This is a genomic window from Marinomonas ushuaiensis DSM 15871 (assembly GCF_000521805.1).
GTDB lineage: Bacteria > Pseudomonadota > Gammaproteobacteria > Pseudomonadales > Marinomonadaceae > Marinomonas > Marinomonas ushuaiensis.
Genome location: NZ_JAMB01000004.1, coordinates 200081 through 223493 on the forward strand (window position 1 = coordinate 200081; position 23413 = coordinate 223493).

Annotated in this window: 29 protein-coding genes; 13 read left to right on the forward strand and 16 right to left on the reverse strand. The window is 39.8% G+C overall.

Annotated features, from left to right (window positions below; all coding sequences use genetic code 11):
- Positions 1-8 precede the first annotated feature (8 nt).
- The gene (locus tag MUS1_RS06745; RefSeq protein ID WP_036160435.1) at positions 9-1220 is read right to left on the reverse strand and encodes a multidrug effflux MFS transporter; all 1212 of its coding nucleotides are present in this window, start codon (positions 1218-1220) and stop codon (positions 9-11) included.
- 245 nt (positions 1221-1465) lie between these two features.
- Between MUS1_RS06745 and MUS1_RS06750 the strand changes: the two genes are divergently transcribed.
- Positions 1466-1969, forward strand: a complete 504-nt coding sequence (locus MUS1_RS06750) for a hypothetical protein (RefSeq protein ID WP_036160437.1) — start codon at positions 1466-1468, stop codon at positions 1967-1969.
- A gap of 93 nt (positions 1970-2062) precedes the next feature.
- Entirely contained in the window at positions 2063-2512 is a 450-nt protein-coding gene (locus tag MUS1_RS06755) for a GNAT family acetyltransferase (protein ID WP_051436148.1), read from the forward strand.
- Between the two features lie 30 nt (positions 2513-2542).
- On the opposite strand, the gene MUS1_RS06760 is transcribed toward MUS1_RS06755, so the two are convergent.
- Positions 2543-2956 (reverse strand): acyl-CoA thioesterase, encoded by a 414-nt coding sequence (locus tag MUS1_RS06760; protein WP_036160439.1) that lies wholly within the window; start codon positions 2954-2956, stop codon positions 2543-2545.
- 200 nt (positions 2957-3156) lie between these two features.
- Between MUS1_RS06760 and MUS1_RS06765 the strand changes: the two genes are divergently transcribed.
- From MUS1_RS06765 to MUS1_RS06775, 3 genes are all read left to right on the forward strand, one after another.
- On the forward strand, positions 3157-3747 hold the full coding sequence (locus MUS1_RS06765) for a pentapeptide repeat-containing protein (protein ID WP_036160440.1): 591 nt from the start codon (positions 3157-3159) through the stop codon (positions 3745-3747).
- Positions 3748-3786: 39 nt separating this feature from the next.
- Entirely contained in the window at positions 3787-4326 is a 540-nt protein-coding gene (locus tag MUS1_RS06770) for a hydrolase (RefSeq protein WP_036160443.1), read from the forward strand.
- A 94-nt stretch (positions 4327-4420) separates the two neighbouring features.
- On the forward strand, positions 4421-4705 hold the full coding sequence (locus tag MUS1_RS06775) for a hypothetical protein (RefSeq protein ID WP_036160444.1): 285 nt from the start codon (positions 4421-4423) through the stop codon (positions 4703-4705).
- A 74-nt stretch (positions 4706-4779) separates the two neighbouring features.
- On the opposite strand, the gene MUS1_RS06780 is transcribed toward MUS1_RS06775, so the two are convergent.
- On the reverse strand, positions 4780-5571 hold the full coding sequence (locus MUS1_RS06780) for an AraC family transcriptional regulator (protein WP_051436149.1): 792 nt from the start codon (positions 5569-5571) through the stop codon (positions 4780-4782).
- Positions 5572-5712: 141 nt separating this feature from the next.
- On the opposite strand from MUS1_RS06780, the gene MUS1_RS06785 reads away from it, so the two are divergent.
- The gene (locus tag MUS1_RS06785; protein WP_084035574.1) at positions 5713-6957 is read left to right on the forward strand and encodes an MFS transporter; all 1245 of its coding nucleotides are present in this window, start codon (positions 5713-5715) and stop codon (positions 6955-6957) included.
- 247 nt (positions 6958-7204) lie between these two features.
- Here the strand turns inward: MUS1_RS06785 and MUS1_RS16305 are convergent, their stop codons facing one another.
- Positions 7205-7333: a hypothetical protein gene (locus MUS1_RS16305; RefSeq protein WP_281171183.1), complete on the reverse strand. Its 129-nt coding sequence runs from the start codon at positions 7331-7333 to the stop codon at positions 7205-7207.
- Between the two features lie 201 nt (positions 7334-7534).
- On the opposite strand from MUS1_RS16305, the gene MUS1_RS06790 reads away from it, so the two are divergent.
- On the forward strand, positions 7535-8059 hold the full coding sequence (locus tag MUS1_RS06790) for a lipocalin family protein (protein ID WP_036160446.1): 525 nt from the start codon (positions 7535-7537) through the stop codon (positions 8057-8059).
- A 7-nt stretch (positions 8060-8066) separates the two neighbouring features.
- Here MUS1_RS06790 and MUS1_RS06795 read toward each other — a convergent pair whose 3' ends face one another.
- Positions 8067-8609 (reverse strand): hypothetical protein, encoded by a 543-nt coding sequence (locus tag MUS1_RS06795; RefSeq protein WP_156924868.1) that lies wholly within the window; start codon positions 8607-8609, stop codon positions 8067-8069.
- Between the two features lie 341 nt (positions 8610-8950).
- Here MUS1_RS06795 and MUS1_RS06800 point away from each other — a divergent pair, with 341 nt between their 5' ends.
- Together MUS1_RS06800 and msrB are read left to right on the forward strand one after the other, a co-directional pair.
- Complete coding sequence (locus tag MUS1_RS06800) at positions 8951-9160, forward strand: cold-shock protein (RefSeq protein WP_036160450.1); 210 nt, start codon at positions 8951-8953, stop codon at positions 9158-9160.
- Between the two features lie 240 nt (positions 9161-9400).
- Complete coding sequence (gene msrB / locus MUS1_RS06805; protein ID WP_036160452.1) at positions 9401-9889, forward strand: peptide-methionine (R)-S-oxide reductase MsrB; 489 nt, start codon at positions 9401-9403, stop codon at positions 9887-9889.
- A gap of 29 nt (positions 9890-9918) precedes the next feature.
- Here msrB and MUS1_RS06810 read toward each other — a convergent pair whose 3' ends face one another.
- From MUS1_RS06810 to uraH, 4 genes are all read right to left on the reverse strand, one after another.
- Positions 9919-11079 carry an MFS transporter gene (locus MUS1_RS06810; protein ID WP_036160454.1) on the reverse strand — a complete coding sequence of 387 codons (1161 nt, stop codon included), beginning with the start codon at positions 11077-11079 and terminating at the stop codon, positions 9919-9921.
- A 221-nt stretch (positions 11080-11300) separates the two neighbouring features.
- On the reverse strand, positions 11301-12089 hold the full coding sequence (locus MUS1_RS06815; protein ID WP_036160455.1) for a hypothetical protein: 789 nt from the start codon (positions 12087-12089) through the stop codon (positions 11301-11303).
- Between the two features lie 259 nt (positions 12090-12348).
- Complete coding sequence (hpxO, locus tag MUS1_RS06820; protein WP_036160458.1) at positions 12349-13503, reverse strand: FAD-dependent urate hydroxylase HpxO; 1155 nt, start codon at positions 13501-13503, stop codon at positions 12349-12351.
- Positions 13504-13784: 281 nt separating this feature from the next.
- Positions 13785-14141 (reverse strand): hydroxyisourate hydrolase, encoded by a 357-nt coding sequence (uraH, locus tag MUS1_RS06825; RefSeq protein ID WP_036160460.1) that lies wholly within the window; start codon positions 14139-14141, stop codon positions 13785-13787.
- A gap of 167 nt (positions 14142-14308) precedes the next feature.
- Here uraH and uraD point away from each other — a divergent pair, with 167 nt between their 5' ends.
- Positions 14309-14830, forward strand: coding sequence for a 2-oxo-4-hydroxy-4-carboxy-5-ureidoimidazoline decarboxylase (gene uraD, locus MUS1_RS06830; protein WP_036160462.1), 522 nt, complete (start codon positions 14309-14311; stop codon positions 14828-14830).
- Between the two features lie 64 nt (positions 14831-14894).
- Here uraD and MUS1_RS06835 read toward each other — a convergent pair whose 3' ends face one another.
- Positions 14895-15497 (reverse strand): LysE family translocator, encoded by a 603-nt coding sequence (locus MUS1_RS06835; protein WP_036160463.1) that lies wholly within the window; start codon positions 15495-15497, stop codon positions 14895-14897.
- A 115-nt stretch (positions 15498-15612) separates the two neighbouring features.
- Here MUS1_RS06835 and MUS1_RS06840 point away from each other — a divergent pair, with 115 nt between their 5' ends.
- Positions 15613-17046 (forward strand): aminotransferase-like domain-containing protein, encoded by a 1434-nt coding sequence (locus MUS1_RS06840; RefSeq protein ID WP_245595767.1) that lies wholly within the window; start codon positions 15613-15615, stop codon positions 17044-17046.
- A gap of 67 nt (positions 17047-17113) precedes the next feature.
- Entirely contained in the window at positions 17114-17323 is a 210-nt protein-coding gene (locus MUS1_RS06845; protein WP_036160465.1) for a hypothetical protein, read from the forward strand.
- Positions 17324-17378: 55 nt separating this feature from the next.
- Here the strand turns inward: MUS1_RS06845 and MUS1_RS06850 are convergent, their stop codons facing one another.
- From MUS1_RS06850 to MUS1_RS06870, 5 genes are all read right to left on the reverse strand, one after another.
- On the reverse strand, positions 17379-18383 hold the full coding sequence (locus MUS1_RS06850) for an isopenicillin N synthase family dioxygenase (protein ID WP_084035575.1): 1005 nt from the start codon (positions 18381-18383) through the stop codon (positions 17379-17381).
- 87 nt (positions 18384-18470) lie between these two features.
- Positions 18471-18947, reverse strand: a complete 477-nt coding sequence (locus MUS1_RS06855) for a nucleoside deaminase (RefSeq protein WP_036160468.1) — start codon at positions 18945-18947, stop codon at positions 18471-18473.
- Positions 18948-18962: 15 nt separating this feature from the next.
- Positions 18963-19754, reverse strand: a complete 792-nt coding sequence (locus tag MUS1_RS06860) for an ABC transporter permease (RefSeq protein WP_036160469.1) — start codon at positions 19752-19754, stop codon at positions 18963-18965.
- Positions 19732-20544: an ABC transporter ATP-binding protein gene (locus tag MUS1_RS06865; RefSeq protein WP_051436151.1), complete on the reverse strand. Its 813-nt coding sequence runs from the start codon at positions 20542-20544 to the stop codon at positions 19732-19734. The genes MUS1_RS06860 and MUS1_RS06865 overlap by 23 nt, the downstream gene beginning before the upstream one ends.
- A gap of 7 nt (positions 20545-20551) precedes the next feature.
- Positions 20552-21547 (reverse strand): ABC transporter substrate-binding protein, encoded by a 996-nt coding sequence (locus MUS1_RS06870; protein ID WP_036160470.1) that lies wholly within the window; start codon positions 21545-21547, stop codon positions 20552-20554.
- A 368-nt stretch (positions 21548-21915) separates the two neighbouring features.
- On the opposite strand from MUS1_RS06870, the gene MUS1_RS06875 reads away from it, so the two are divergent.
- Positions 21916-23160 (forward strand): MFS transporter, encoded by a 1245-nt coding sequence (locus tag MUS1_RS06875; protein WP_051436152.1) that lies wholly within the window; start codon positions 21916-21918, stop codon positions 23158-23160.
- On the opposite strand, the gene MUS1_RS06880 is transcribed toward MUS1_RS06875, so the two are convergent.
- On the reverse strand, positions 23157-23369 hold the full coding sequence (locus MUS1_RS06880; RefSeq protein WP_245595768.1) for a type II toxin-antitoxin system RelE family toxin: 213 nt from the start codon (positions 23367-23369) through the stop codon (positions 23157-23159). The two genes, MUS1_RS06875 and MUS1_RS06880, sit on opposite strands and share 4 nt — an antisense overlap.
- Between the last annotated feature and the right edge of the window lie 44 nt (positions 23370-23413).

Consider the following 23413-nt stretch of genomic DNA (forward strand, 5'->3'; position numbering starts at 1 on the left):
ATTAATACTTAATTTGATTTTTTTTCTGCCCAGTACATAAGGCATAGCGCCAAGGTTCCCATCACCATAAAACCGCTCGAAACTGGCACTAGGGTGTTGTTGTACATCTGACCAATTATGGTGCCGATGCTCAATGACATAATAGACGATACCGAACCGATAACAGCCGAAGCGATACCCGCAACGTGTCCCATTGGCTCCATTGCTAAGGCGTTGAAATTACCAAACAGCAAACCGAAGCAGAAGAATATAGCCGCGGCATAAACAAGAAACATCCATAATTGAATGTTGACGAAAGCATGCAAACATAAGAATACAGTTGAGACGATTACCACGACACAAATGGCTCTGAAGGCGATGATTTTAGCACCGTATTTTTCGACAATACGTGAGTTTGTTAAAGACGAAAAACCTAACACCAAAGCCAGTAAACCGAAGTACAAAGAGAACATGCGGCCTGTTTCAAATTGAACCTGAAATATTTGTTGTGATGAGTTTAAATAACCAATAAAGCTACCGAAAAATAACCCCATACATACGGTATAACTGGCAGTTATTCGGTTGGTCAGTACTTCTTTAAAGCCGTCGTAAAAGCCTTTTTTTGAAAACGCGATACGGTTTGATTTTGGCAAGGTTTCTTTGAGTCGGAACACAACCCACAAAACCAATATAGCCGCATAGACAAGATACATCTCAAAAATGCCACGCCAGTCATCAATAAACATAATAGCTTCGCCAAGAGTCGGTGCGATGGCTGGAACCAAGACGAAAATCATCATCACTAATGACATGATGCGCGCCATTTGAGCGCCATGAAATAAATCACGAACCAATGAAATCGCTGAAATATAAGGCCCAGCAACCCCCAGTCCTTGAATAAAACGGCCGAACATCAGTACTTCTAAACTATCGGCTTGGTAACAAACGACTGTGCCGACAACGTACAAGGCAAAACCACCAAACAAAATCGGACGACGTCCTAACGCATCGGACAGTGGGCCACAAATAAGTTGTCCAAAAGCCAAACCAAGAAATAACATGCTAATCAGTAATTGAGGCTGGTTTGCGGTTGTAGCGCCTAACTCTTTACCAATAATGCCTAACGCAGGCAATAACGCATCGATTGAGATGGCAACAATCGACATCAACATAGCGACTAGAACAGTAAATTCCTTTGGTGAAACACCTGAAGCTGATGTGTTGTTGTGAGCATTTTCCATATGATATCCAAACTAAAACGAGCATTGTGAAGGAGGGCGAGCAAAATTGAATCCAGATTATGCTGGGCATTATACTTAGGCTTTCTTTGTATGCGTTTGTTTCTATGTGCATGAAATAAGGAAGTGAAAGTATATAAAGTCTTACTGTTTTTGCAGTAACTTTATAGAATGGAATCCGTAACATGATTCGAGAATCTACATTCAATTGAATTCTATTTAATTCAATCAAGGGATAAGGAGTCGTCATGCATAAGAGCGAACAAGAAAAAATTGAATTAGAGCATCAAGCCGCCAAGCTCTTTATGCGCTGTTACGAGCATAATACTGGTAAACAGATTCGTCATATTTGGCATAATAATCCTACTCGTCCAGATGTTTCCTGTATGTTAGAAGGTGAGCCTTTAGACTTAGAAATTGCCCATCTTTATGGATCGGAAGAAGAGGCCATGGAGATTCTAGGACGTAACCTGACTAATAATATACGCAACGTTTTACGCAGTTTAAAAGACGAACCTGCGAGCGAAAGATTGTTAAAAGCCTTAAATCGAATTCTAGAAAACAAATCGGGCAAACATTACAAAAGCAAACGGGTTTGGCTGGTAATTCGCAATACCCATCCAGCTTGGGTGCAAGCAGACATCAAAGCACAGGAGCACCTTATTACTATGCCCGAGCCTCATTCTTTTGAGAAGGTTTGGATATTAGGCGACATGGAAGGCAAAAGCGGCATAGTCAGACTTTATCCTTGAAATTTGGTCTCTTCTTTTTAGAATAATCGTGAAGAGGTTAATAGCAAACGCAGACATAAAGAAATCCTTACAACTATTATTGGTGGGCGTTACATGAAGATCCGTGCATACGAAGAAAAAGATAAAGCGTCTGTGATTGTCTTGTGGCGTGAATGTGGCTTGGTTACGCCTCAGAATAACCCTGACAAAGACATCGAGCGTAAATTGAACGTTGATGCTGATTTATTCCTCGTGGGCGTGAAAAATATTGATGATGGAGCCGTTGAGAAGGGAAATGAGATTATTGTCGCTTCTGTGATGGGGGGATATGAAGGTCATCGAGGTTGGATTAATTATTTAGCGGTTAGCCCAAATCATCAAAGAAAAGGTTATGGACAAGCGATTATGAAGGCGGTTGAATCTCGTATTCAGGCGAAAGGCTGTCCTAAAATCAATCTGCAAGTGCGTCATACTAACCAAGCTGTGATCGCATTTTATGCAGCGTTAGGTTATGGCGATGATAATGTTGTAGGACTAGGGAAACGTCTTGAAAATGACGACTAACGTTTCCCATGATATTTGCTTCGTAAATATCTAGTCTGATTCTTCGAGGGCTTTTTGAATCTTCATTTTATAATCATCAGGTAAGGGAACGGCGGCTTTTTTCTCTTTTGAAAAACAAACATAAGTAACATCGGCTTCAGCAACAAGCGTATCTGTTTTGGCATTCATTATGCGCTGCTTCATAGTTACGCTGCGGTTTCCTAACTTTGAAAATTGAGTATGTACTTCGAGCACGTCAGCAAAATTACCTTCTGCTCTGAAATCGATGTTGATGTTTACCACAGCCCAAGCTAAACCTTGCTCCATGAGTTCAGTGCCAGCACCAAATTCATCAAAAAATGCCCAACGACCTTCTTCTAAGAATTCCAAATAGCGTGCATTGTTAACATGTTGGAAGATATCCAAATGATACCCTCGGACTTTAATTTGGATTATGTTTATCATCTTTCTACTTCTTCCTTCTTTTTATAATATGTAAAAGGTTACTTTTCTTTATAAAAAAAGCATATGGCAAAAACGTTCAGATTTCATAACATGTCATAAAACGCCAGTAGCATTATTGGGCGTTTATAAACGGGCGGTTTATTTTGAGCGGGTCACTATGGTAATCCAACATGGATTCAAAATAAAAATTGGAAGGAAAAATGTTAGAAAGTAAAAGTGAGTACTATAATCAGATATTCAAAGACGTTGTGATGGTACAGGATACGTTGATGAGAGCTGTTTTTGAAAACTGTACCTTTGAATCTTGTGACTTTTCTGAATCGGTATTTGATGGTTGTACCTTTAAAGACTGTCAGTTTCTTAAATGTAAGCTGACTGCCGTTCGAGTAAAAAATACTAAGTTTTCTGACGTGAAGTTTTATGATTCTAAAGTGTTGGGTGTGGATTGGACGAAAGCTTACTGGCGTGGTTTGGACTTAGGGGCTGCATTGTATTTTGAACGTTGTTTGGTTAACGCCTCATCTTTCTATGGGCTAAAACAATCTGGTATTGTGTTTGATGAATGTCGTGCTCATGATGTGGATTTTAGAGAAGCGACCCTTTCCCGTGGACGCTTTTCTGCAACAGATTTAACCAACAGTTTGTTTATGAATTCTGATCTATCAAATGCCGATTTTAATGGTGCTACTAATTTCGATATAGACATCACTAAAAATACGCTGAAAGGTGCTACTTTTGATCGTTATGAAGCGGTTAGTTTATTGGCATCATTGGGAATTAAACTAATCTAATACGCCTACAAAAGGCAGTGCTAAAAGAAGGAGTCGACTATGTTAAGAAAAGAGAAAACAGGTTTAGTTATCGTAGATATTCAAGGTAAATTGGCGGAAATCGTTCATGACAGCGAACGCGTTATTGCTAATATCACGAAGCTTATTCAATCTGCAAAACTGTTAGGTTTGCCTATTCTGTGGTTGGAACAAAACCCAAATAAATTGGGCGAAACGGTTCCTGCGTTGAAAGCCGTCTTAGACTCAGTCCAACCTATTTCAAAGTTTACGTTTAGTGCTTGTGGTGAACCTGAATTTGATGCTGCCGTGAAAGAAACGAAAGTAAATACATGGCTTGTTGCTGGAATTGAAGCGCATATTTGTGTTTACCAGACAGCGCTTGATTTGATGAATTCGGGCTACATGGTTGAATTAGTGAGCGACTGTATATCATCGCGCTCATTAGAAAATAAAGAGCTGGCTCTGGCGAAATTAACAAGAAAAGGTGCTGAGATAACGAGTCTAGAAATGAGTTTGTTTGAATTAGTTGGTGATTGTCGTACTGCCGAATTTAGAGCTGCTTTAAGTTTAATTAAGTAGTAAAAAAAAACAGATAGATTATCCGGATCAAGACGCTTTGTGTTTTAATTCAGATATCTTTTTACAGTGACATCATTTCTTTTAGGCAGGCAGCATGAATTTAGATAAATCTAAAAAACGTATCGCAAAGAAAGTAAAAATGGGTTTTAAAGGTTATCCGCAAGTTTCTTTTGCCTACTTTGGTGAAACTGCAGAGAAAGCGACGGAAGTCATTGTTACTTTTACGTTAGAAGAAGGCGCAGAACCACAAGAGCAGCGTTTTGCAGGTAAAGAAGATGTACGTGAAGATGAAGTGATTCAATCTGCTCTGGTGAAAATCATGGAACGTACTGACGCGAAAACCGTATTGGAAGTCGAAGGTACAGCATTACTTAGTTAAGCTATGTTATCTACTATTCTTTAGAAGGCATTTAACAAGATAGCAAGGCTTGGCAAATGCTTTTAATCTAATATTTAGTGTTTCTTGAGATAAGCGACAGGACTGTTTTCAAATACTTGTTTGAAGGCATAAGTAAAGGCGGAAGGTGAGTTGTAACCAATTTCCAAGGCTATTTCTGTTACCGACATTTCTCCTTGCTCTAACAAATTGACAGCTTCTAATAAACGTACTTTTTGACGCCATTCTTTAAACCCTACACCCACTTCTTTGTTAAATATGCGAGTAATGGTTCTACTTGAAATCGCCAATGTTGTTGACCATTCTTCAATGCTTAGTGAATTACTTGGTTCTTTGATTAATTGAGTAATCAATTGGTTCAGTCTTTTATCGGAAGGAATTAACAACGATAAGGCATTGTTTGATTGCAAAGCTAACTGGTCAATCAGTACTTGTATAAGTCGCTGTTCGGTTTTGTCTAAGACTTGTTTGTGGCTAATATTACCAATGGAGAGAATCAACTCTCGAGCTAATGGCGTAATGTCTAATACCTTATTTTTATCACTCATCTTAGCGACAACGTCTGGTCTAAAGTACAAGCTATGAAATTTTGCCCCGATGGGCGCTGTTATACGATGATCACAAGTGGGTGCTAACCAGACAGCTTTTTGTGGTGGCACCAACATGATTTGGTTTTGATATTCCACATGCAAAATTCCTTTTGAAGCATACATAAGCTGGTACCAGCTATGGTGATGAAGTGGGCCTTGGTAGCCGGCTGGCATGTCGATTTTTCGGGTGATAATAAATTTATCACCTGAATTGTTGATTTGTTCATTGGCAGAAAGGGCATTTGTATATATTTGCATATTTTATTATTACGTATTTGTCGTTTTATCGATGATTGTAGTCATATTATAGAAAGTAAGACGAAAAACTAACTGATAAACTGTGCAATATCAAATGTAATCATTCTTTCAATATAAGCGCTTTAAACAAGAGATATTGCTATGTCGGATAATCAACACCTTGATTTATCACAGTCGTCACGGAATTCGGCAGCGGGACTGCAATCAGATAAACCTCTCAAATCATGGCAAACACCTAAGCATTTACTTATGTTGGTATCGATTGTAGTGCCAATCGCGTTCGCCAGCTGGCAAGCTTTGCTTAATAATTTTGTTATTGAGAAGGCCAGTTTTACAGGTGCTGAAATCGGCTTATTGCAAAGTGTGCGTGAAATACCTGGCTTCTTAGCGTTTACTGCTATTTTTATTTTGCTGTTTATTCGAGAGCAAAGCTTCATGCTTTTGTCTCTCATCATGTTGGCTGTTGGTGTGGCGATTACAGGATTTTATCCTTCGGTGGCGGGACTGTTATGCACGACATTATTAATGTCTGTTGGCTTTCATTATTTTGAAACACTCAAGCAGTCATTGTCTTTGCAATGGTTAACCAGAGAAGAGGCACCAGAAGCGCTGGGCAAGTTCATTTCGATTGGCGCGCTAGCGTCTTTGATAACCTATTCTGCCTTATGGTTATTGCTTGAAGTGGTTCAGCTTGATTATAAGTGGGTATATTTAATCGCTGGCGGCGCGGCTTTGGCTCTTGTTTTGTTTATTTGTGTGGCTTTCCCACGTTTTGAAGCAAAAATACCACAGAACAAAAAACTGCTATTACGCAAACGTTATTGGCTCTATTACGCATTGACCTTTATGAGTGGGGCAAGGCGTCAAATATTCGTCGTTTTTGCTGGCTTTTTAATGGTAGAAAAATTTGGTTATTCAGCATCAGACATTACCTTGTTGTTCTTGATAAATTATTTGTTTAATTGGATTTTTGCTAAACGAATTGGGCGTTTGATTGGTCGTTTTGGTGAGCAAAAAGCACTGGTTTTGGAATATATAGGTTTGGTTTTTGTATTTGTTGGTTATGCGTTTGTTGATTCCGCTATGTTGGCAGGTAGTTTATATGTCATTGATCATTTGTTCTTCGCACTCGCATTGGCAATTAAAACCTATCTACAGAAAATTGCAGACCCAGCGGATATGGCATCTACTGCAGGTGTATCTTTTACTATCAGTCACATTGCTGCGGTTGTTATTCCTGTGACCTTTGGACTTATTTGGTTGGTGTCGCCAGCGAGTGTCTTCTTAGCTGGCGCATTAATGGCTGTCGTGTCTTTGATATTGGCGTTTAATATTCCGAATAAACCTGAAGAGGGCAATGAAGTGCGTCGTTTCCGTTGGTCTTAAAAGAGTATGAAAGGAACCTTACACAGTAAAGCACCAAAAATTAATGCTGTAAGGGCTGACGATATTAAGCTTCGATAGTTTAGGGAAGTTTTCAATGAAACATCTCCTTGTTTAAATTTTGGATGTTCGCCATTGATACGAATTTTTTTGGCGGTTAAATAATCCGCGGTGATCTCGAAACGTTTTTTCTTTAATCCAAAATTCTGACACTAATTTATCTAGTTTTGACTGTGTTAAGTCTAATGGGTCAACGCGTATAAGTGCCGAGACCGCCTTGTGTTGCTGTGCTGCCTTCCCACCAAGATCCGCCTGCTAATACTGAAATATCAATTGAGAAAGACAAATATCTTGGGTCAACCTTAGCGATTGGCGTCATACTATTAAGACTGAGAGAAACGGTTTTATGTTGTTTTTTGATATTTCTACCGTAATTCCATGAACGGACTAGTCTATTATTAAGTAAGGTACGTATTCCTAAGATAAAGGTTTGTAATAGACAGCAATAAGAGTGTGACAGTTTTATAGTTTTGTTTATTCGTAATATTGAGTTTTTGAAGTGATTCATAAGGGTATCAATATGAAATATATTGTTTGGATGCTGGCTTTTTTATTAGCTGGTTGTACGAGTGCGCCTAAAAATATAGACCCAGTGACACAGTTTCAATTAGAACGCTATCTTGGCACCTGGTATGAAATAGTTCGACAAGACCATGCTTTTGAAGAAGGTTTGTCGGAAGTAACAGCCACTTATACTCAACGAGAAGATGGTGGTGTTGGTGTATTAAATCGAGGCTACTCTGTTGAAGAAAAAGATTGGCGAGAAGCAAAAGGGCGAGCGTATTTCGTTGATTCTTCCGATGTCGGTCATTTAAAGGTATCTTTCTTTGGTCCTTTTTATGGCGCTTATGTGATTTTTGAGCTGGATAAAAAAGATTACCAGTACGCCATGATATCTGGCCCTAGTAGAGAGTTTTTCTGGTTAATGTCTAGAACGCCGACCATGCCAGTAGACATACAGAAACGCTTATTAGCAAAAGCGGAAGCGTTAGGATTCCAAATGGATAAATTGGTATATGTGAAACACACAGGCCAGTATAAATAAAGGCGGTTTAGAATAGCGTGCAAGTGACAGAATTTTTAGCATTACTACAAACTGATGCATAGGCTTCTGGATCTTGAATTAAAGCATAATGAGCGTCTGAATCTCGGCATGAAGCAATAAAGGCTGCATATCTTTTGTCAAAATTGCCTTTGGTGATCTCAGCTTGGAGTATTGAGTTTTCATCTCTGAATTGTTCTTCGAGGGCATCTTTCTTTAAATATTGAATTTGATACGTCAGTTCATTGAATTTATGGCGCATTTGGTGGCAATAGTGGCTGTTTGGTTTGGTTTCAGAGCATTCCGTCATGCTAGTACCAAGTTCTGCTCTGGCCGCTTCGTAACGTCTCAAATTATTTTGGGCTTTATTGGTTTGAGCGTTGGTACGATCTGCTTGTCTCGATAATTTGTTGAGTTTAGTTTTAGCGTTATCTAGGCGCTCTTCCATTACAAGGCAATGTTGGCCGAAAGAGATTAGATCATTACTATGGGCTAGATTGATAACACTGCACCCTAAAATAAAAATGCTCGATGTTATGATTGAATTGCTCATAAAGTATATCGCCTGTTTAATTGAACTTTTTTAATGAGAGTGTAGTGAAGAGCAAGGTATGATAATACGGCATGTCTTGTCGTTTTTGGAAGACGATTCGAAACACAATTATTCATCATAAGTCAGATTGTTTTGGTTTCAATGTAAATAAAGCTATCTATCTGATGGCCATCCCTATATAATTCACGCTCAAGCTAGAAAGAAGTCTCTAATTAAAAACTCTGCTATACGTTGTTTTATTCATAATTCCTCGTCCTGAAGTTTCTAAGTAAAAGTCTGATTTTTTTGCAATCTTCGCCTTATTTTGAGGCGGCTAATATTTTAATACTCAGGTAATAATTATGTCTAATACAGTAAAAGGAACCGTTAAGTGGTTCAACGAAACTAAAGGTTTTGGTTTCATCGAGCAAGAATCTGGTCCAGATGTTTTCGCACATTTCAGCGCGATCGTTAGTGATGGATTCAAAACTTTGGCTGAAGGCCAACAAGTTGAGTTCGTTGTTACTGCTGGCCAAAAAGGTCCTCAAGCAGAAAATATTACAGTTATCTAATTTTTTAGCTAATAGAATATTTAAAAAAAGGTAAGTTCTTCGGAGCTTACCTTTTTTTTGTCTAAAATTTGTACCTCTCAAAAGAGGGATGGCACTACGACTTTTCTGATTCGTTAATGGGTTTACCTACTTTATCCCTATTGATTAGAAATAAGCACTTATTGAGACATGAGGCTGTAGTGTGTAATAAATGTCGTTTCATTACGTCTTATATCTATAACCTTAATAAGGAGTAGCATTATGAATCGTCGACATTTTTTCGTCACAACAGCTTGTGTGATAGCTGGAGCAAAGTACTTTTCTACCTCGCTAATTGCAAAAGAACTGACTTCAGGTTCAACGTTTGAAGTGGTTTATACCAAAGAGCAATGGCAAGAAAAATTAAACGACTTTGAATACCAAGTTATGAGAGAAGAAGGCACAGAGCGTGCTGGTAGTAGCCCATTGCTTCATGAAAAACGAGCAGGAGTTTATGACTGCAAAGGATGTGAGCTACCTCTTTATGACGCAAGTACAAAATACGACAGCAGAACAGGGTGGCCAAGCTTTTATCAAAGTTTACCAAATGCAGTTGAGACAAAAGCCGATAACAGTTTCTTTATGAGCCGTACTGAAGTGCATTGCCGCCGTTGTGGAAGTCATTTAGGTCATATTTTTGATGATGGTCCACAGCCAACAGGTAAGCGTCATTGTTTGAATGGAGTTTCTTTGGTGTTCCGCGAAGCGTAATAAGCTTCGCCCAGCGAGTGAAGCTTTATTTATTTTGATCGTTTCATACTAAGATACACAGTGACCATGGCGATAAAGATGGCGGGCAGCATCAGCATATTTAATATCTCCCATCCAAATAAACTCTGCCAATAACCTGCCAGAATACTTGCCACGGCGGAAGAGCCAAAAACCAGAAAGTCATTTAAACCTTGTGTTTTTGCTTTATCAGCAGGTTGGTAAGTTTGTGTGAGTAGGTTGGTTGCACCAATAAAAGTGAAGTTCCAACCTATGCCCAAGAAGACTAATGCTGTCCAAAAATACCAATAAGAAGTGCCAAATTGGTTTAACAAAATACAGGCGATAAGCAATATACAACCAGCTTGGACAATACGACTCGTACCGAACTTTTTAATTAAATGGCCGGTAAAAAAAGACGGTGCAAACATACCTAATACGTGCCATTGAATAACACTGGCTGTATGCCCAAAATGAAACCCATGACCATGCATAGCGAGCGGTGTGGCCGTCATGATTAATACCATTACTGCATAGCCAATTGCGCCTGATGTGATCGAGGCGATTAGAACGGGCTGACGAAGTAATTCAGCGTAAGAGCGCGGTGTTCCTGTTTGTTCTTCGATGCTGGCTTTTTTAAGCGGTAACACAGCAACCAGAACTGTGGTTATAGCATATAGGATGAAGAGAGCGGCAAAGGCGCCAATGTATTGTGTGTCTGGAATAATGTACTCGGACCAAACTGCTAGATTAGGACCAAGTACAGCCGCTAAAATACCGCCTCCCATAATCAAACTAATGGCTTGTGGGCCTTTACCCTCCGGACAGTTCTCGACTGCCGCAAAACGATATTGTTGACCAATACCAATAGCAACACCCAATAAAAAAGTTGAAGCGCAGAACAGCCAAAAGTCACTGTGTAATAAGGCGTAATAAGCTAACGCTGCACCAAACAGTCCAATAGTGTTCCCTATCAAAAAAACGATTTTTCTGCCCAGTAAACGAACTAATAAAGCGGCAGGCAAGGTTGCACTCATTAAACCTACAAATTGCAGTGCGACAGGAACCGTTGCTAAGTCTGTCGATGGGCTGATTTTGTGACCAATTAATGCGGTGACAGAAACGAGTAGAATATTTCCTGTAATTAATAGCGCTTGCCCAAGAGATAATCCCCAAACCGTTAAACCTAACATTTACTATCCTTTGGTGAATTAATTTTGCGCTTAAAACGTATGTTTAGAATTAATAATCTCATGCTAACACAGCTAAGTTAAATAGCTTCGATGACTTTAATTCCTGTGATGATGAATGAGTTTAATTAAGAAGTAGATAGGGATAAAAATACCTCCTCACTTATTCTTCAAATAAGTGAGGAGGTATTGGTTGCGGTATCGTTTTATTGGCACAGAAAAGATTATAAGTTACGTAAGTATGAGTTGATAAACTGCGGTTGATTAGGCTCCGTTGGCGCTATTTTAAAATTAAGTACTTTATCCTTTTTGCGTAATTTTAACGTATCTGTAAAATCGCAATGAACTGCATTGAATTGAGATACTTGAGTTTTGAATTGGTTGTTTTGTTCGCACATTTTTGCTATTTCGTGGCCTACTTGAGCACAAAATGAACCAACTGAATATTTTTTCAGATCTGCATCAGAGACCTTTTTCCAATCGATACTTGATTGAATAGGAAGTTCACATTTTACTAAAACCTCTTTATCTACATCAAGAATACTTTGCTGTTGGCTCGTAACATGCTTCTCACGGTTAAAAGCCGCAAGTTTTGCCTGCAAACCTTTATTTAGTTGCTGTTCATACTGAGCTAATAGATTTTTAGTAATGATAGGGTCTGTATTTTCCGTTTTTTCTAGGTAAATGCTTTTTCGGCTATCAGGTATATATAATTCATATGAGCAGCAACCATAGTTATCATCAACGCTAACCAGTGCGCGTTCGCTGCCGTCGAATGTGTATTTGTAGGCTTTTTTGTTGCCATGTTGTTTGTAAGTAGTCAAAAAAACCACATCATCAATACTATGATTTATGCCTGTAATTTTGAGCAAAGCTTGTTTTTTATCTAATGTCGGTACGATCACAACCGTGATGCCTTCGTAAGAACTGAGTTCGATTGGGTATTTTACTAAGTCTAATGCTGCAACAGTATGAGATAAAAAAATACCAATGATGAGTAAGATGCCTTTCATGTTTAGTCCTTTGATTTGAATTTTGGTAGGCGCTTTATATCACTGATAGCCTTGTATGAAAAGGATGTATGTCATTGATGAATTGGTGCTTTATAAGGTTTTAAGAGGTATATAAGGAATGGGATGGAATAATGATGTTTTCTATTTTTCTTTTGTAACTTACGGAATGGTAATTTTTTTAAATAAAAAAAGATCACGTCATAGTGATCTTTTTATGGGTAGGAAATAAGGCCTTCCTTTGAAATTAATTTTATTTTTTCTAACCTAAAGGCCCACCCTGGATGGTGTTTTTTAATCCTATAATAATATTATCGCCTTCTTCTATTTTTAGTTCATCATACCAAGCTTGAGTTTCTTGCATATTTTTACCATGGGTCACATCACAGCGTTTACGGGCTTTTAAGACAAGGTCCTGAACTCGGAAACGACGTTTTTCTTCATAGCTTTTAATGGCGGTGTGAATGTCTTTGATTTCAGCAAAACACTGTCCTAATACGACGGCGTCTTCCATTGCTGAGCAACCGCCTTGGCCTATGTCTGGTGTGGTGCTGTGAGCAGAATCACCAAGTAAGGCGATGTTGCCTTTTACTAAAGTATCGAATGGTGTGATGTCATGTATTTCGATGCGATTTGTGGTTTCTGGGTCAATAGCGTCAATAAGGGTTTGCACTGGTTTTGCCCAACCTTTGAAGTAACCTTTTAGATCTGATACCACTGTTGTTCTGTCTTCTTTAAGGCCCGATGGTAGTGGTACGTCAAAAAAGAAATAAAAGCGTCCACCTGCAATTGGCATGATGGAAACACGTTTTCCTTCGCCAACGAATGTCGTCCATTGATCCGCTGGTGCGATGTCCGTGTCGATATTGACCAAGCCATTCCAATTGACATAACCTGCGTAACGACGGTCTAGTTCTTTACCCAATACATGAGCTCTAACAATAGATCGCGTGCCATCAGCTGCGATCATCATATCGCCAGTAGCACTTGTTCCATCAGTAAAGTAAGCGGTTACACTGGTGTCGGTTTGTTCGACTTTTTCAATACGTTTACCAAATTGGACTTTATCTCGTCCCCAAAAATCAATCATTTGGCTTTGTAGGTCTGCTCTGGAAACCGGGCAAGGGCGTTCAGAAACGGCTTCTAATAAAGGCTTAAGGCTGAACTGTGTCATTATGTCGCCGGTGAAACCGTCTTGATAAGCGAGATTGTGCATTGGGCCACCCAGTTCGTCCATGATGTGACCCATACCAAGGTGTCTCATGCATTTCACACCGTTTTGCCAAATAGACAAAGCAGCGCCAACAGGCTTCATTTCTTTTACTGCTTCAAAAATTTCGCACTCAATGCCTTGTTGTTTTAATGCCGCTGCAGCAGACATGCCACCGATGCCTGCGCCAATGATTAATGCTTTCATGTCAGTTCCTTAAATGTCTAATTGCTGATTGAAACGCAAAAAATGTACCATGAAACAAATGTACCTATATTTTTTTAAATGAAACCTTTGTTTTAGCGACATTCAGAGTCAGAAAAATCATGGAGGTAATATTTAAGTTTCTTTGGATAATGAATCATTATCGCTCCATTATGGTGCGCCTTAAATTTTTCTGGTGCGTTTTTAGGAGGATTTATAGAGTGATTGTTGATTTAAAAAAGAGCCTAACGAGTAAGCTCTTTTTTACTTTTGCCTAATTGCTTCTAGCTGCCGCGATAAGTATTGTAAGAGTATGGCGATACTAAAAGAGGGATGTGGTAGTGTGCTTCTTCATCGCTGATACCAAAGCGAATAACCACTGTATTTAGAAAGCTAGGCTCTGTTATTTCAATGCCTTGTTTAGCGAAGTATTCATCAATGGCAAACTCAAGCTCATAAACGCCAGCCGTGAAGCTTTCGGCTTCTAATAATGGTTGATCGCAGCGACCATCATCATTGGTTATTGTTGTGTGGAGTAGCTGACGCTGACCATCTTTACTGTGTTTAAATAGCTGTATTTTTACATCGGCTGCGGCAACGCCTTTGGTAGTATCAAGAATATGCGTGGTTAAGTAGCCCATTATTTTCCCCTAACTGTTTTTTAATGTGTGTTTTGCCTGTTTTTTGCAGGCGATAAATCTTGAACTGTAAGTCTAAAGTTGAAACTATTGTTTCATATAGATCAATAACTGTGCCATATGTTTTAATGTTTTCCTAATTCATAACACGACTATTTTGGAGACTTGTCATGCCGGATCAACAAGCCGTATTCCATTTACGAGATGAGGTCGATTTTGTTTCATTGTTAAGTGGAATCTATGAACATTCACCTTGGGTTGCAGAACAGCTATGGCGTCAAAAATCAGAACATCCTATTGGTTACTTTGACGACATTGCAAAAATCCAACAAGCGATGCGAGACATTGTCGACCAAAGTAGTGACGAACAAAAACTGATGCTTTTACGTGCTCACCCAGATTTAGCTGGCAAAGCCGCTGCTGTGGGTGAACTAACCGATGCCTCAAAATCAGAACAGGCGGGTGCTGGGCTTGATCAATGTACCGATATCGAACTCGCTCACTTCTTACAGATTAACGATCAATACCGTCAAAAGTTTGGTTTTCCTTTTATTATGGCGGTAAAAGGCGCAACCAAAGAACAGATACTCGCAGGTTTTGAAGAAAGAACGCCAAACGATTTAGAGACCGAATTTGCTCGTGCTATCAACGAAGTCCATAAAATTGCCGGTTTTAGATTAGCGGATCTTTAAGAGTAAGCACAATATATAGTGTTCGGATTTAATCTAAGGCGACCTTGTGTCGCCTTTTTTCATTTCAGAGAAAAAGCATCGGAAGCGTTGTTAGCAGTAATAATCCCATAAGCCGATTGAAGTTGCGATGAAAGGTCGGATTTTGTAGCTTGCCTGAAACCATTTTGCCTATGGTGATCCACATAAAAGTTCCAGGCAAAGTAGCGGTGTTAAAAGCAATAAGGCACATCAAAGCGGACGACCAGAAAAGATCTCCTGTTAGGGTGAAAACAGAACTTGCGGTGATTAACATCGACCAAGACTTTGGATTGATAGCCTGAAAAAGAGCGGCTTCTTTAATGCTCATAGGCTGTAAACTGTTTTTCGAGTCATGAGGTTTTGCCAGAGCAATTTTGGCAGACATATAGACAATATAACCTGCTGCGAAAAAGGTGAATACATCATGCAAGATTGGCCAATGTTTGAAAATCTGACCTAGCCCTAACAAGATGGCAATGTGCAGTAAGGTCATGCCTAAACGAATGCCTATCACATGAGGTATGGTTTTTTTCATGCCGAAGTTGGCACCAGAGTGGGCTAATAAAATATTGTTTGGTCCGGGTGTTATCGTAGCAATCAAACAAAAAATCACAAGCGCAGGAATCAATTCTAACAAAGCAGTATTCATCGTTTTTATTCCAAAAAATAAATATATAATCGAATATTGTATCAATACAATTGTTGTTGTATTGTGTTTATAAAGATTCTCACACAATATAATTATGGGCAATTTATTTATTGTTATGAATACAATTTTTGAGATTAGTAAAATAGAGTTTGATGATGCTTGTTTGTCTCAGCCAAAGTACAAAGCGTTGGTGTTGTTAATTGAGCAAGCTATCTTATCTGGAGCTCTGCCAGATCGGCAAAAGCTACCTGCGCAACGGTTACTTGCAGATCAGCTAAATATCACCCATGGCACCGTCACCAGAGCGTATGACTTGTTGGAAAAGAAAGGGCTTGTCAGTGCAAAGCTTGGTGCTGGCACCTATATAAACTTGCCTAGCTCGACGCATCACATAAGCGAGCAATCTCATGAAACAAATCAAAATAGTAATGTAATCAAAGAATATGATTTCGCATCGAGCATGCAACCAATGCTGGGTCAGCAGATGTTATTGAAAAAGGCATTAAGTGAACTGGCCCAAGATATCGATGCGGTTACGCAAGTAATGACGTATTCACCTCAAGGCGTTGTCAAACATAAGCAAGTGTTTACAGATTGGTTGGCTAGCAAGAAAATCAAAATAGAAACCAATGCCATCGTCTTCACTCAAGGTGCGCAACAGGGTATTTATACTTGCCTGCAAATACTCACCAAAGAAAACGATTATATATTGCATGAAGAGTTAGCGTACCCCGGCTTTTTTCGTGCAGTGGATGCAAGTCGGGTAAAGCCATTAGGTGTGCCAATTACACCGCAAGGTTTGGATTTAAACGTTTTAGAGGAATATTGCCAACAATATAAGCCTAAGCTACTTTACATCACGCCCAACATGCAAAACCCAACCAACATACAATATTCATCCGCTCAGTTAGAAAGCATTGTGACGCTTAGCCGTAAATACGATTTTTATATTGTTGAAGATGATGTGAACTATTGCTTGTCAGAAAGCTGGCGTTTGCCTTTGCAACAAAAAGCACCAGATCGTGTGTTTTATATATCAAGCTTATCTAAATACGTCGCGGGCGGATTAAGAGTGGCATACACCATCGTTCCTACATTATGGCAACAAGCCTTTAATGGAAGCATTCACAGCCAATGTTGGATGGTGTCAACGTTAAACTTCGAACTTGCAACGCGATTTCTAACAAGCGAAGGTTTTATTCATAACCAATCTTTGTTGGAAGGCGAAATGCGCTATCGCCAAAACGCCTTTAAAATGATGGCTAAAAAACAAGGTTTAACTGCTCGCTGTGGTGGTTTAAATGTATGGCTCAGCTTGCCGCATAACATAAATGTAAACCAGTTTAACGCTTTTTTATTGTCCAAAAACGTGAAAGCCAGAACCGCAGATTTATTCCGCCATCCAAGCTCGTCCGCTATTTTTACTAACTTAAACGCTTTACGAATTTCTCTTGGTGGGTTCAATACGAGAAATGAATTTGAAGAGGGTGTAACGGAATTTGAAAATGCTTTAGAACAGTTTAATAACCAGCAAGATATCGTGATTTAGAATTGTTTTTATCACCGCTATACCGTGTATAATTGCGTTCTTATTTATGGTGATGGTTGGAGCATTTATGGAACTTGATGTCTATTTAATTTGTGGGCGTGGCGAAAAAGGCGATAAATTTCAGCTGGGCCAAGTGTTTAATAAAGAAGGTAACTACTTTAAAGATAAGTATGATCCAACAACTCAATATAACAATATGGATGAGTTGCAAGAAACATTGGCTAAGATGGTTAATATTGATAAGTCGTCATTAAAGCTGAATCAGATCAACCTTTGATTATCCTCAAAAGACAAAAAGGACTCTAAAAACAGAGTCCTTTTTTTGTGTTTCATTAAGCCGAAGGTGTGCCTGTTTCTTTGTCAACAAAGTTGGCTTGGATGCGTTGGCTCAAAAAGTTGGCGGCACTGATCGGTTCATAGTATTTTTCTGGGCCTTGGATTATCTGCTTTTTATTGGCTTGACAGAAAAAAGCAACAGAGTGTCGGCTACCGCAATATTCATCGATTTTTGGTTGGCGTACGCGATGTAGGTTTGATATCAGTTTATCGTCACTCCAGCGCATGAGCATGTCACCAATGTTGCAGGTGATGACATTTGGTAGCGGTGGAATATTCGTCCAACGTTTAGTGTCAGCTTCGGCCCCAGGACAAACCTGTAAACCACCGTGACCTTCGTGCTGAAAGAGTAGGGTTAAGCAATCAAAGTCTGTATGAGCGCCAGCTCGCCAAATATTGCCTTGTTCCGTCACGCCTTCTGTTGGGAAGTAATGTAATAGACGTAGAGTACTTTGGTAATCCTCTTGCAGTGGATCGTGAGCCTTAGTGAAGAAATCTCGATCAAAACCTAGTTTATCCGCGAAACAAGAAAGTACCTTCATACCAACTTCCCAGCACAACCTTTCAAAGCGCAAAGTATTGGCTTGGAAATTGGGCAATTCGTCTTCGCGCGGCCACAAATTATCCATATGGTATTGAGTGATTTGGTAGGATTCTTTTTGATCTTTTGTGCCAGTAGACGGGCGAATTTGACTACGGCTTTCCCAACCCGCATTGACGCCTTTTGGCCTTGGGTATTGGCCTTTGGTGCTCTCAGGTAAATCAAAGAAACGATCTGATTCAGCAAAAGCTGCTTCTATTTCTTCCGATGGAATACCGTGATTGGTGAGTTGGAAAAAACCTGTTTCTGTAGCCGCTAACCAGAGTTGCTCTGTTATTTCCTCACGACGATGATCAAAGTCACTTAAATCTATGATACGGATTTCACGATCGTCAGTGTCTTCACCTGCGCCACCGAACGAGGTTTCTCTTTGTAGTTCTTTGAGTTGATAGGTTGTCATTGCTCTCTCCATTTATGAAGTTAGGTGGAGCAATGACCTGGCAAAGCCTGACTGCTTCTACTCCGTTTTTTTAACCGTTTGTATTAATTACCAAAAACCTTCCTGAATTTTTGCCGCTTCGTCTTCAAGACAAGGGCCGATGACTTCGACTTTGCGTTGGCCTGAATCAAACACGGCGCGACAAGGTAAATCTAGCGTTGGGTTTTCAGGGTGATTCCCTGTAATTTCTTTAAGTCTTGCTTCGCTTAAGCCATAGACCAACCGACCTAATCCCGCCCAATAAGCAGATCCTGCGCACATGGCGCAAGGTTCAGCAGAAACATACATAGTACATTTGGCAAGAAAGTCTGGGCGATAGGCTTTGCTGGCGCGAGTCATTAACTTGCGCTCAGCGTGGCCTGTCATATCGAAGTCTGGCAAGTAACCGTTCACTTGCGACATGATTACAGTGTCTTGGTCATTGACCAAGATCGCTGCGAAAGGATGAATACCTTGTTTTTTTGCTTCGTCTGCGAGAGCGAAGCTTTGGCGTAAAAAATCAGTGTCTCTAGTGTTAAGTTGCATGTTTTTCTCTTTATGTTACTTCTTCTTAGGAAGGCTCCACGGAAACAGCCAAACTTGTATCCATTGAACAGACTTAAATAAGAGTAGGCTGATAATAGATAGGAAGATCAAACCAGCAAACGCCTGTGGGATCTTAAAGAAAGACGTGGAGAATTGGATGAAATAACCCAAACCTTCTTCTGCTGCCACAAATTCGGCCACTACAGCGCCAATAATCGCCAAGGTGATCGATACACGTAAGCCACTGAAAATATGTGGAATCGCATATGGAATACGAATTTGCCATGTTTCACGGTAACGAGGTGCGCGTAAAGATTGGCTTAGTTCGATCATTTCTGGTGGGGTTTCCAACATGCCTGTTGTGGTTGAAACCACCAAAGGAAAGAAGGTAATTAAGCAGGTGATCAAAACGCGAGAAGGATCGTCTGTACCAAGCAATACAATGATCAAAGGCGCAACGGCAACCACTGGTGTTGATTGAATTACAATCAAAGCAGGGTAGAGGATTCGGTTCATTAATTCCGAACGCATCATGCCAATGGACAAAGGCAAAGCGATACAAATCGACAGAACAAAGCCCATTAATGCGACGCGTAATGTTGCCCAAAGATGCGTCATCCAACGTGAAAATTCTACATCAAAAAAAGCGGTAATAATCGCAGACGGTGACGGCAATATGTAATTCGGCACATTACCAAGCTGACAAATAAGTTCCCACAAGACTACTAAGCCAATAAAAAACAAAGCAGGCGCAAAACGGTTTGCTTGATGTTGAATCCAAGACTTAAGCGGGAGTGTTTGGTTCATAAATATATCCTCGGATTAAGTCAGTTAATTCAGCAAAACGTGTTGAGTTAATGGTTTTCTGTGAGCGAGGACGAGGTAGGTCAACATCGATCAAATCCAATACCGTGCCTGGGCGCTTACTCATAACTAAAATACGATCCGACAACAACACAGCTTCTGTGATGGAGTGAGTGATAAATAACACAGTTTTAGGGTGCTCTTTCCAAATATCCAACAAATCAAAGCCAATTTGTTCACGGGTCAAAGCGTCTAATGCAGAGAAAGGTTCATCCATTAACAAGATATCTGGATTCAACAATAAAGCGCGAATAATACCGACACGTTGTTGCATACCACCGGATAACTCATCTGGCATTTTATCTGCAAACTGCGTTAACCCCGCCATTTCGAGCAGCTCGTTTGCGCGTTTTTCATCGCTCGCAGAATAGCTTCCGTATTTGTGTTTCAGTGGAAACAAAACATTTTTACGGACTGTTAACCAAGGTAATAAATTCGCTTTTTGGAAAACAATACCAACATCATCACGAGGTTCTGTTACTGGAAGGTTGAAGACAGAGACATCACCATGGGACGGAATCAAAAGACCCGCCACCATGCGTAATAATGTGGATTTACCGCAACCAGAAGGACCAACTACCGCCACGAATTCGTGGCGGTGAATATCAAGATCAATATCTTGTACAACCATTGGCGTATCAGGGCTAGGGTCATATTTATGACCCACGCCTTTCATACTCACATAAGCGGCTTTTTTATTCTCGCCGGAAGCGTTTTCTGAAACTTTATCCATTCAGCTATTACTCCGGTACAAATTTGCTATTTACAACAGTTGATGGATCAAGAGCATCAAGTGTTAAACCATTTGCTTCGGCCACGTATTCCCACGTTTTTTGAATACGAGCTGGTGTAAAGTTACCAAAACCATCTTTTTTCGTGACATCGTTATAGACTAGGTTTGTGATGCTTTTTAGCTGAGCAGAAACAATCTCCGCATCCACTTCTGGTACCATTTTATGAAGGTTTTCACCGGCTTTATCTGGGTATTGATAAGAGAACTCAATGGATTTAGCAAAAGCTTTGATGAAACGTTTTGCAACATCAGGGCGTTCTTCTAGGAAGCGTTCTGACGCTAAAAGAGAAGAGCTATAAAGTGATAAGCCTGAATTAGACCAAGGCATCTCGATGATTTCTTTGCCAGCGCCTTCAGCTTGAGCTTTAAATAATGCTGTATTTGTTACCCATGCGATGATGGCATCTGTGTTGCCTGTTATCATCATCGGAGAAAGCGCGCCTGGATCAGATTTTACTAATTGAATATCGTCTTCAGTTAAGCCGTTTTGTTTCAAGACCAAAGGTAAAAAAGCATTAGAAGAGGTGAACGGTGACGTTGCTATTTTTTTACCTTTCAAATCCGTGATGGATTTAATACCGCTGTTTTTTAATACGAAGAATGCGTGAGGTGCTTGAGTGAAGTATGGTAATACCGCAACCACAGGCACGTCGTCTTGTGCTCTTGCTGCCATTAAAGCGCCAATATCTGAACTGCCAATGTCAGATTGACCAGTGGCCATTTTCGTTAACGCGTCGGTAGAGCCACGACCGCTGGCGATTTTGACTTCCAAATCTTCATCAGCAAAAAAACCTTGTTGAATACCCACATAAACAGGAGCCTTGTCGCCACCTGGTAACCAATCTAATTGAAAAGTGACCTTGTCCGCTGCCATTGCAGAAGTGCTGGCGATAAGGCTTGCTAATAAAGAAAGACGAAGAGTGGTTTTCATTGCTGTTTTCATAAAATTCTCCAACAGAGATAAGGGGTTAGAATCTTTTGTTTCATATTGGATATATATAGCAACAAGTGTTCCATGTTTTTAAAAATATAATTAAAACAATAAGTTATATTTTATATTGATAGAATGGTGCGTGTTTTTAGTGAAGTGGTGCGACTTTTTGACCTAAAATGGTGCAATTAAATAGAGCTATTTAAGTGAAATACATAGTGTGATGATGCAAATGTTTCATAGGAGAGGAGAGTAAATAACTTTCTATTAATTTCATCAGTTAGGCTTTTAGTTGTGTTAATTCGTCAAGCATGGTGGTCGATAAATAGTGTTATTATAGCTAGCTCTAATATAATTTTTCTTTTCAAGGCATTCTGTCCATGTTTTACCTTAAAAAACTGTTATTTTTGTTCGATTTTACGGCATTAAAATCTACGGAGTTCCGGCACTATTTTTTTGCTTCTTGGTTTTCCACACTTGCCGTCTGGATGGGGCGCTTTATGTTTGGTTGGCTGATTTGGGAAAAAACCGAGTCATTCTTTTGGGTGGGTATTATCAGTTCAGCGTTACTGTTGCCAACGTTGATTATCACGCCTTTCTTTGGCGTAGTGTCAGATCGTATTGAGTTACGTAAAGGTATGCTGGTTTGGCTTTCTAGTCAGTCGTTGGTGTCTTTCGTTGCGTTTGTCTTGTTTGTTTTTTTCTCGCCTTCTTTATGGAGTTTGTTGTCGCTGGGCTTTATTTTTGGTTGTGTTGCATCAGCAGGCTCGCCTTTACGTATGTCTTTGATTCCTCGATTGGTGAGTAAAGAAGTTTTGCCTAATGCCGTTGGTTTGGGAGCGATTATTTTCAATTCGTCTCGAGTTATTTCGCCTGCTCTTGCCGCGGCGTTACTAACTGTTATTGCACCAGAATATATTTTCCTTATTGCTGCTATGTTGTTTTCCATGGCGGTTCTTTTTAATACGCGTCTGAGTGCTTTGCCGCCAGCTCAACGCGAAAAAAAGCAAAGCAAATTCGAAGATTTAATCAAAGGTTTTCGCTTTGCTTATCAATCTGATTTTATTCTTTTGATACTACTAATGACCTTGATAAATAGCCAAGTTGGTCGCGCCTTACTGGAATTATTACCAGCCTTGTCAGGTACGTTTACAGAAGGAAATGCACGTGATCTTGCCATTTTAACGGCGTGTTCAGGGACAGGCTCCATTCTGGGAGCCTTGATTATTGCTCGTCAAAAAGGAGACAAACAGCATCTAATGCGGCTAATTATGTTTGCCATGTTGGGAACAGCGTTGACTATTTTACCCATCATAATAGTGCCGCCAGTGTTTGTATTAGGTGGTTTAATTTGTGTGATTAGCTTATTGATGACGATGATTGGTGCTGGCTCACAAATACTTATTCAACTCTCCACTCATGATGAAATTCGTGGTCGAGTGATGAGTATCTGGATCATGATCGCCCTTGGTGGGCCCGCGATTGGTGCTTTCTTTATGGGAGCCATTGCCGAATTTATTAGTTTTAATCTGATGTTACTACTGATGTTTAGTTTGGCTTGCTTTGGTGCTTTTTGGTTGGGATATAAACGGAAAACAGTATTGTTAGAAGAGAGAGTTATTTAATCACCTGACCGTGACACAAGCTTCTTATAAACCGCATCTTTGTCTCGTTTACCAATGACGAGTACATGAATCACCATTTCATTATCTATCACTTCGTACGCCAGATGATAGCCTGACGTTCGGAGTTTTGTTTTATAGAAAGCATCATAGCCACGAAGTTTAGACGCTGGAATATGTGTTTTTTCTATGGGTGTAGAAATAAAAAACAAAGTTTGTACGATTGGTCAGACTTTTGCATAATCAAGTCAAATTG

Coding starts and splice junctions, on each gene's coding strand:
- MUS1_RS06745 (WP_036160435.1), bottom strand. CDS start 1,220: ATGGAAAATGCTCACAACAACACATCAGCTTCAGGTGTTTCACCAAAG.
- MUS1_RS06750 (WP_036160437.1), top strand. CDS start 1,466: ATGCATAAGAGCGAACAAGAAAAAATTGAATTAGAGCATCAAGCCGCC.
- MUS1_RS06755 (WP_051436148.1), top strand. CDS start 2,063: ATGAAGATCCGTGCATACGAAGAAAAAGATAAAGCGTCTGTGATTGTC.
- MUS1_RS06760 (WP_036160439.1), bottom strand. CDS start 2,956: ATGATAAACATAATCCAAATTAAAGTCCGAGGGTATCATTTGGATATC.
- MUS1_RS06765 (WP_036160440.1), top strand. CDS start 3,157: ATGTTAGAAAGTAAAAGTGAGTACTATAATCAGATATTCAAAGACGTT.
- MUS1_RS06770 (WP_036160443.1), top strand. CDS start 3,787: ATGTTAAGAAAAGAGAAAACAGGTTTAGTTATCGTAGATATTCAAGGT.
- MUS1_RS06775 (WP_036160444.1), top strand. CDS start 4,421: ATGAATTTAGATAAATCTAAAAAACGTATCGCAAAGAAAGTAAAAATG.
- MUS1_RS06780 (WP_051436149.1), bottom strand. CDS start 5,571: ATGCAAATATATACAAATGCCCTTTCTGCCAATGAACAAATCAACAAT.
- MUS1_RS06785 (WP_084035574.1), top strand. CDS start 5,713: ATGTCGGATAATCAACACCTTGATTTATCACAGTCGTCACGGAATTCG.
- MUS1_RS16305 (WP_281171183.1), bottom strand. CDS start 7,333: ATGACGCCAATCGCTAAGGTTGACCCAAGATATTTGTCTTTCTCAATT.
- MUS1_RS06790 (WP_036160446.1), top strand. CDS start 7,535: ATGAAATATATTGTTTGGATGCTGGCTTTTTTATTAGCTGGTTGTACG.
- MUS1_RS06795 (WP_156924868.1), bottom strand. CDS start 8,609: ATGAGCAATTCAATCATAACATCGAGCATTTTTATTTTAGGGTGCAGT.
- MUS1_RS06800 (WP_036160450.1), top strand. CDS start 8,951: ATGTCTAATACAGTAAAAGGAACCGTTAAGTGGTTCAACGAAACTAAA.
- msrB (WP_036160452.1), top strand. CDS start 9,401: ATGAATCGTCGACATTTTTTCGTCACAACAGCTTGTGTGATAGCTGGA.
- MUS1_RS06810 (WP_036160454.1), bottom strand. CDS start 11,079: ATGTTAGGTTTAACGGTTTGGGGATTATCTCTTGGGCAAGCGCTATTA.
- MUS1_RS06815 (WP_036160455.1), bottom strand. CDS start 12,089: ATGAAAGGCATCTTACTCATCATTGGTATTTTTTTATCTCATACTGTT.
- hpxO (WP_036160458.1), bottom strand. CDS start 13,503: ATGAAAGCATTAATCATTGGCGCAGGCATCGGTGGCATGTCTGCTGCA.
- uraH (WP_036160460.1), bottom strand. CDS start 14,141: ATGGGCTACTTAACCACGCATATTCTTGATACTACCAAAGGCGTTGCC.
- uraD (WP_036160462.1), top strand. CDS start 14,309: ATGCCGGATCAACAAGCCGTATTCCATTTACGAGATGAGGTCGATTTT.
- MUS1_RS06835 (WP_036160463.1), bottom strand. CDS start 15,497: ATGAATACTGCTTTGTTAGAATTGATTCCTGCGCTTGTGATTTTTTGT.
- MUS1_RS06840 (WP_245595767.1), top strand. CDS start 15,613: ATGAATACAATTTTTGAGATTAGTAAAATAGAGTTTGATGATGCTTGT.
- MUS1_RS06845 (WP_036160465.1), top strand. CDS start 17,114: ATGGAACTTGATGTCTATTTAATTTGTGGGCGTGGCGAAAAAGGCGAT.
- MUS1_RS06850 (WP_084035575.1), bottom strand. CDS start 18,383: ATGACAACCTATCAACTCAAAGAACTACAAAGAGAAACCTCGTTCGGT.
- MUS1_RS06855 (WP_036160468.1), bottom strand. CDS start 18,947: ATGCAACTTAACACTAGAGACACTGATTTTTTACGCCAAAGCTTCGCT.
- MUS1_RS06860 (WP_036160469.1), bottom strand. CDS start 19,754: ATGAACCAAACACTCCCGCTTAAGTCTTGGATTCAACATCAAGCAAAC.
- MUS1_RS06865 (WP_051436151.1), bottom strand. CDS start 20,544: ATGGATAAAGTTTCAGAAAACGCTTCCGGCGAGAATAAAAAAGCCGCT.
- MUS1_RS06870 (WP_036160470.1), bottom strand. CDS start 21,547: ATGAAAACAGCAATGAAAACCACTCTTCGTCTTTCTTTATTAGCAAGC.
- MUS1_RS06875 (WP_051436152.1), top strand. CDS start 21,916: ATGTTTTACCTTAAAAAACTGTTATTTTTGTTCGATTTTACGGCATTA.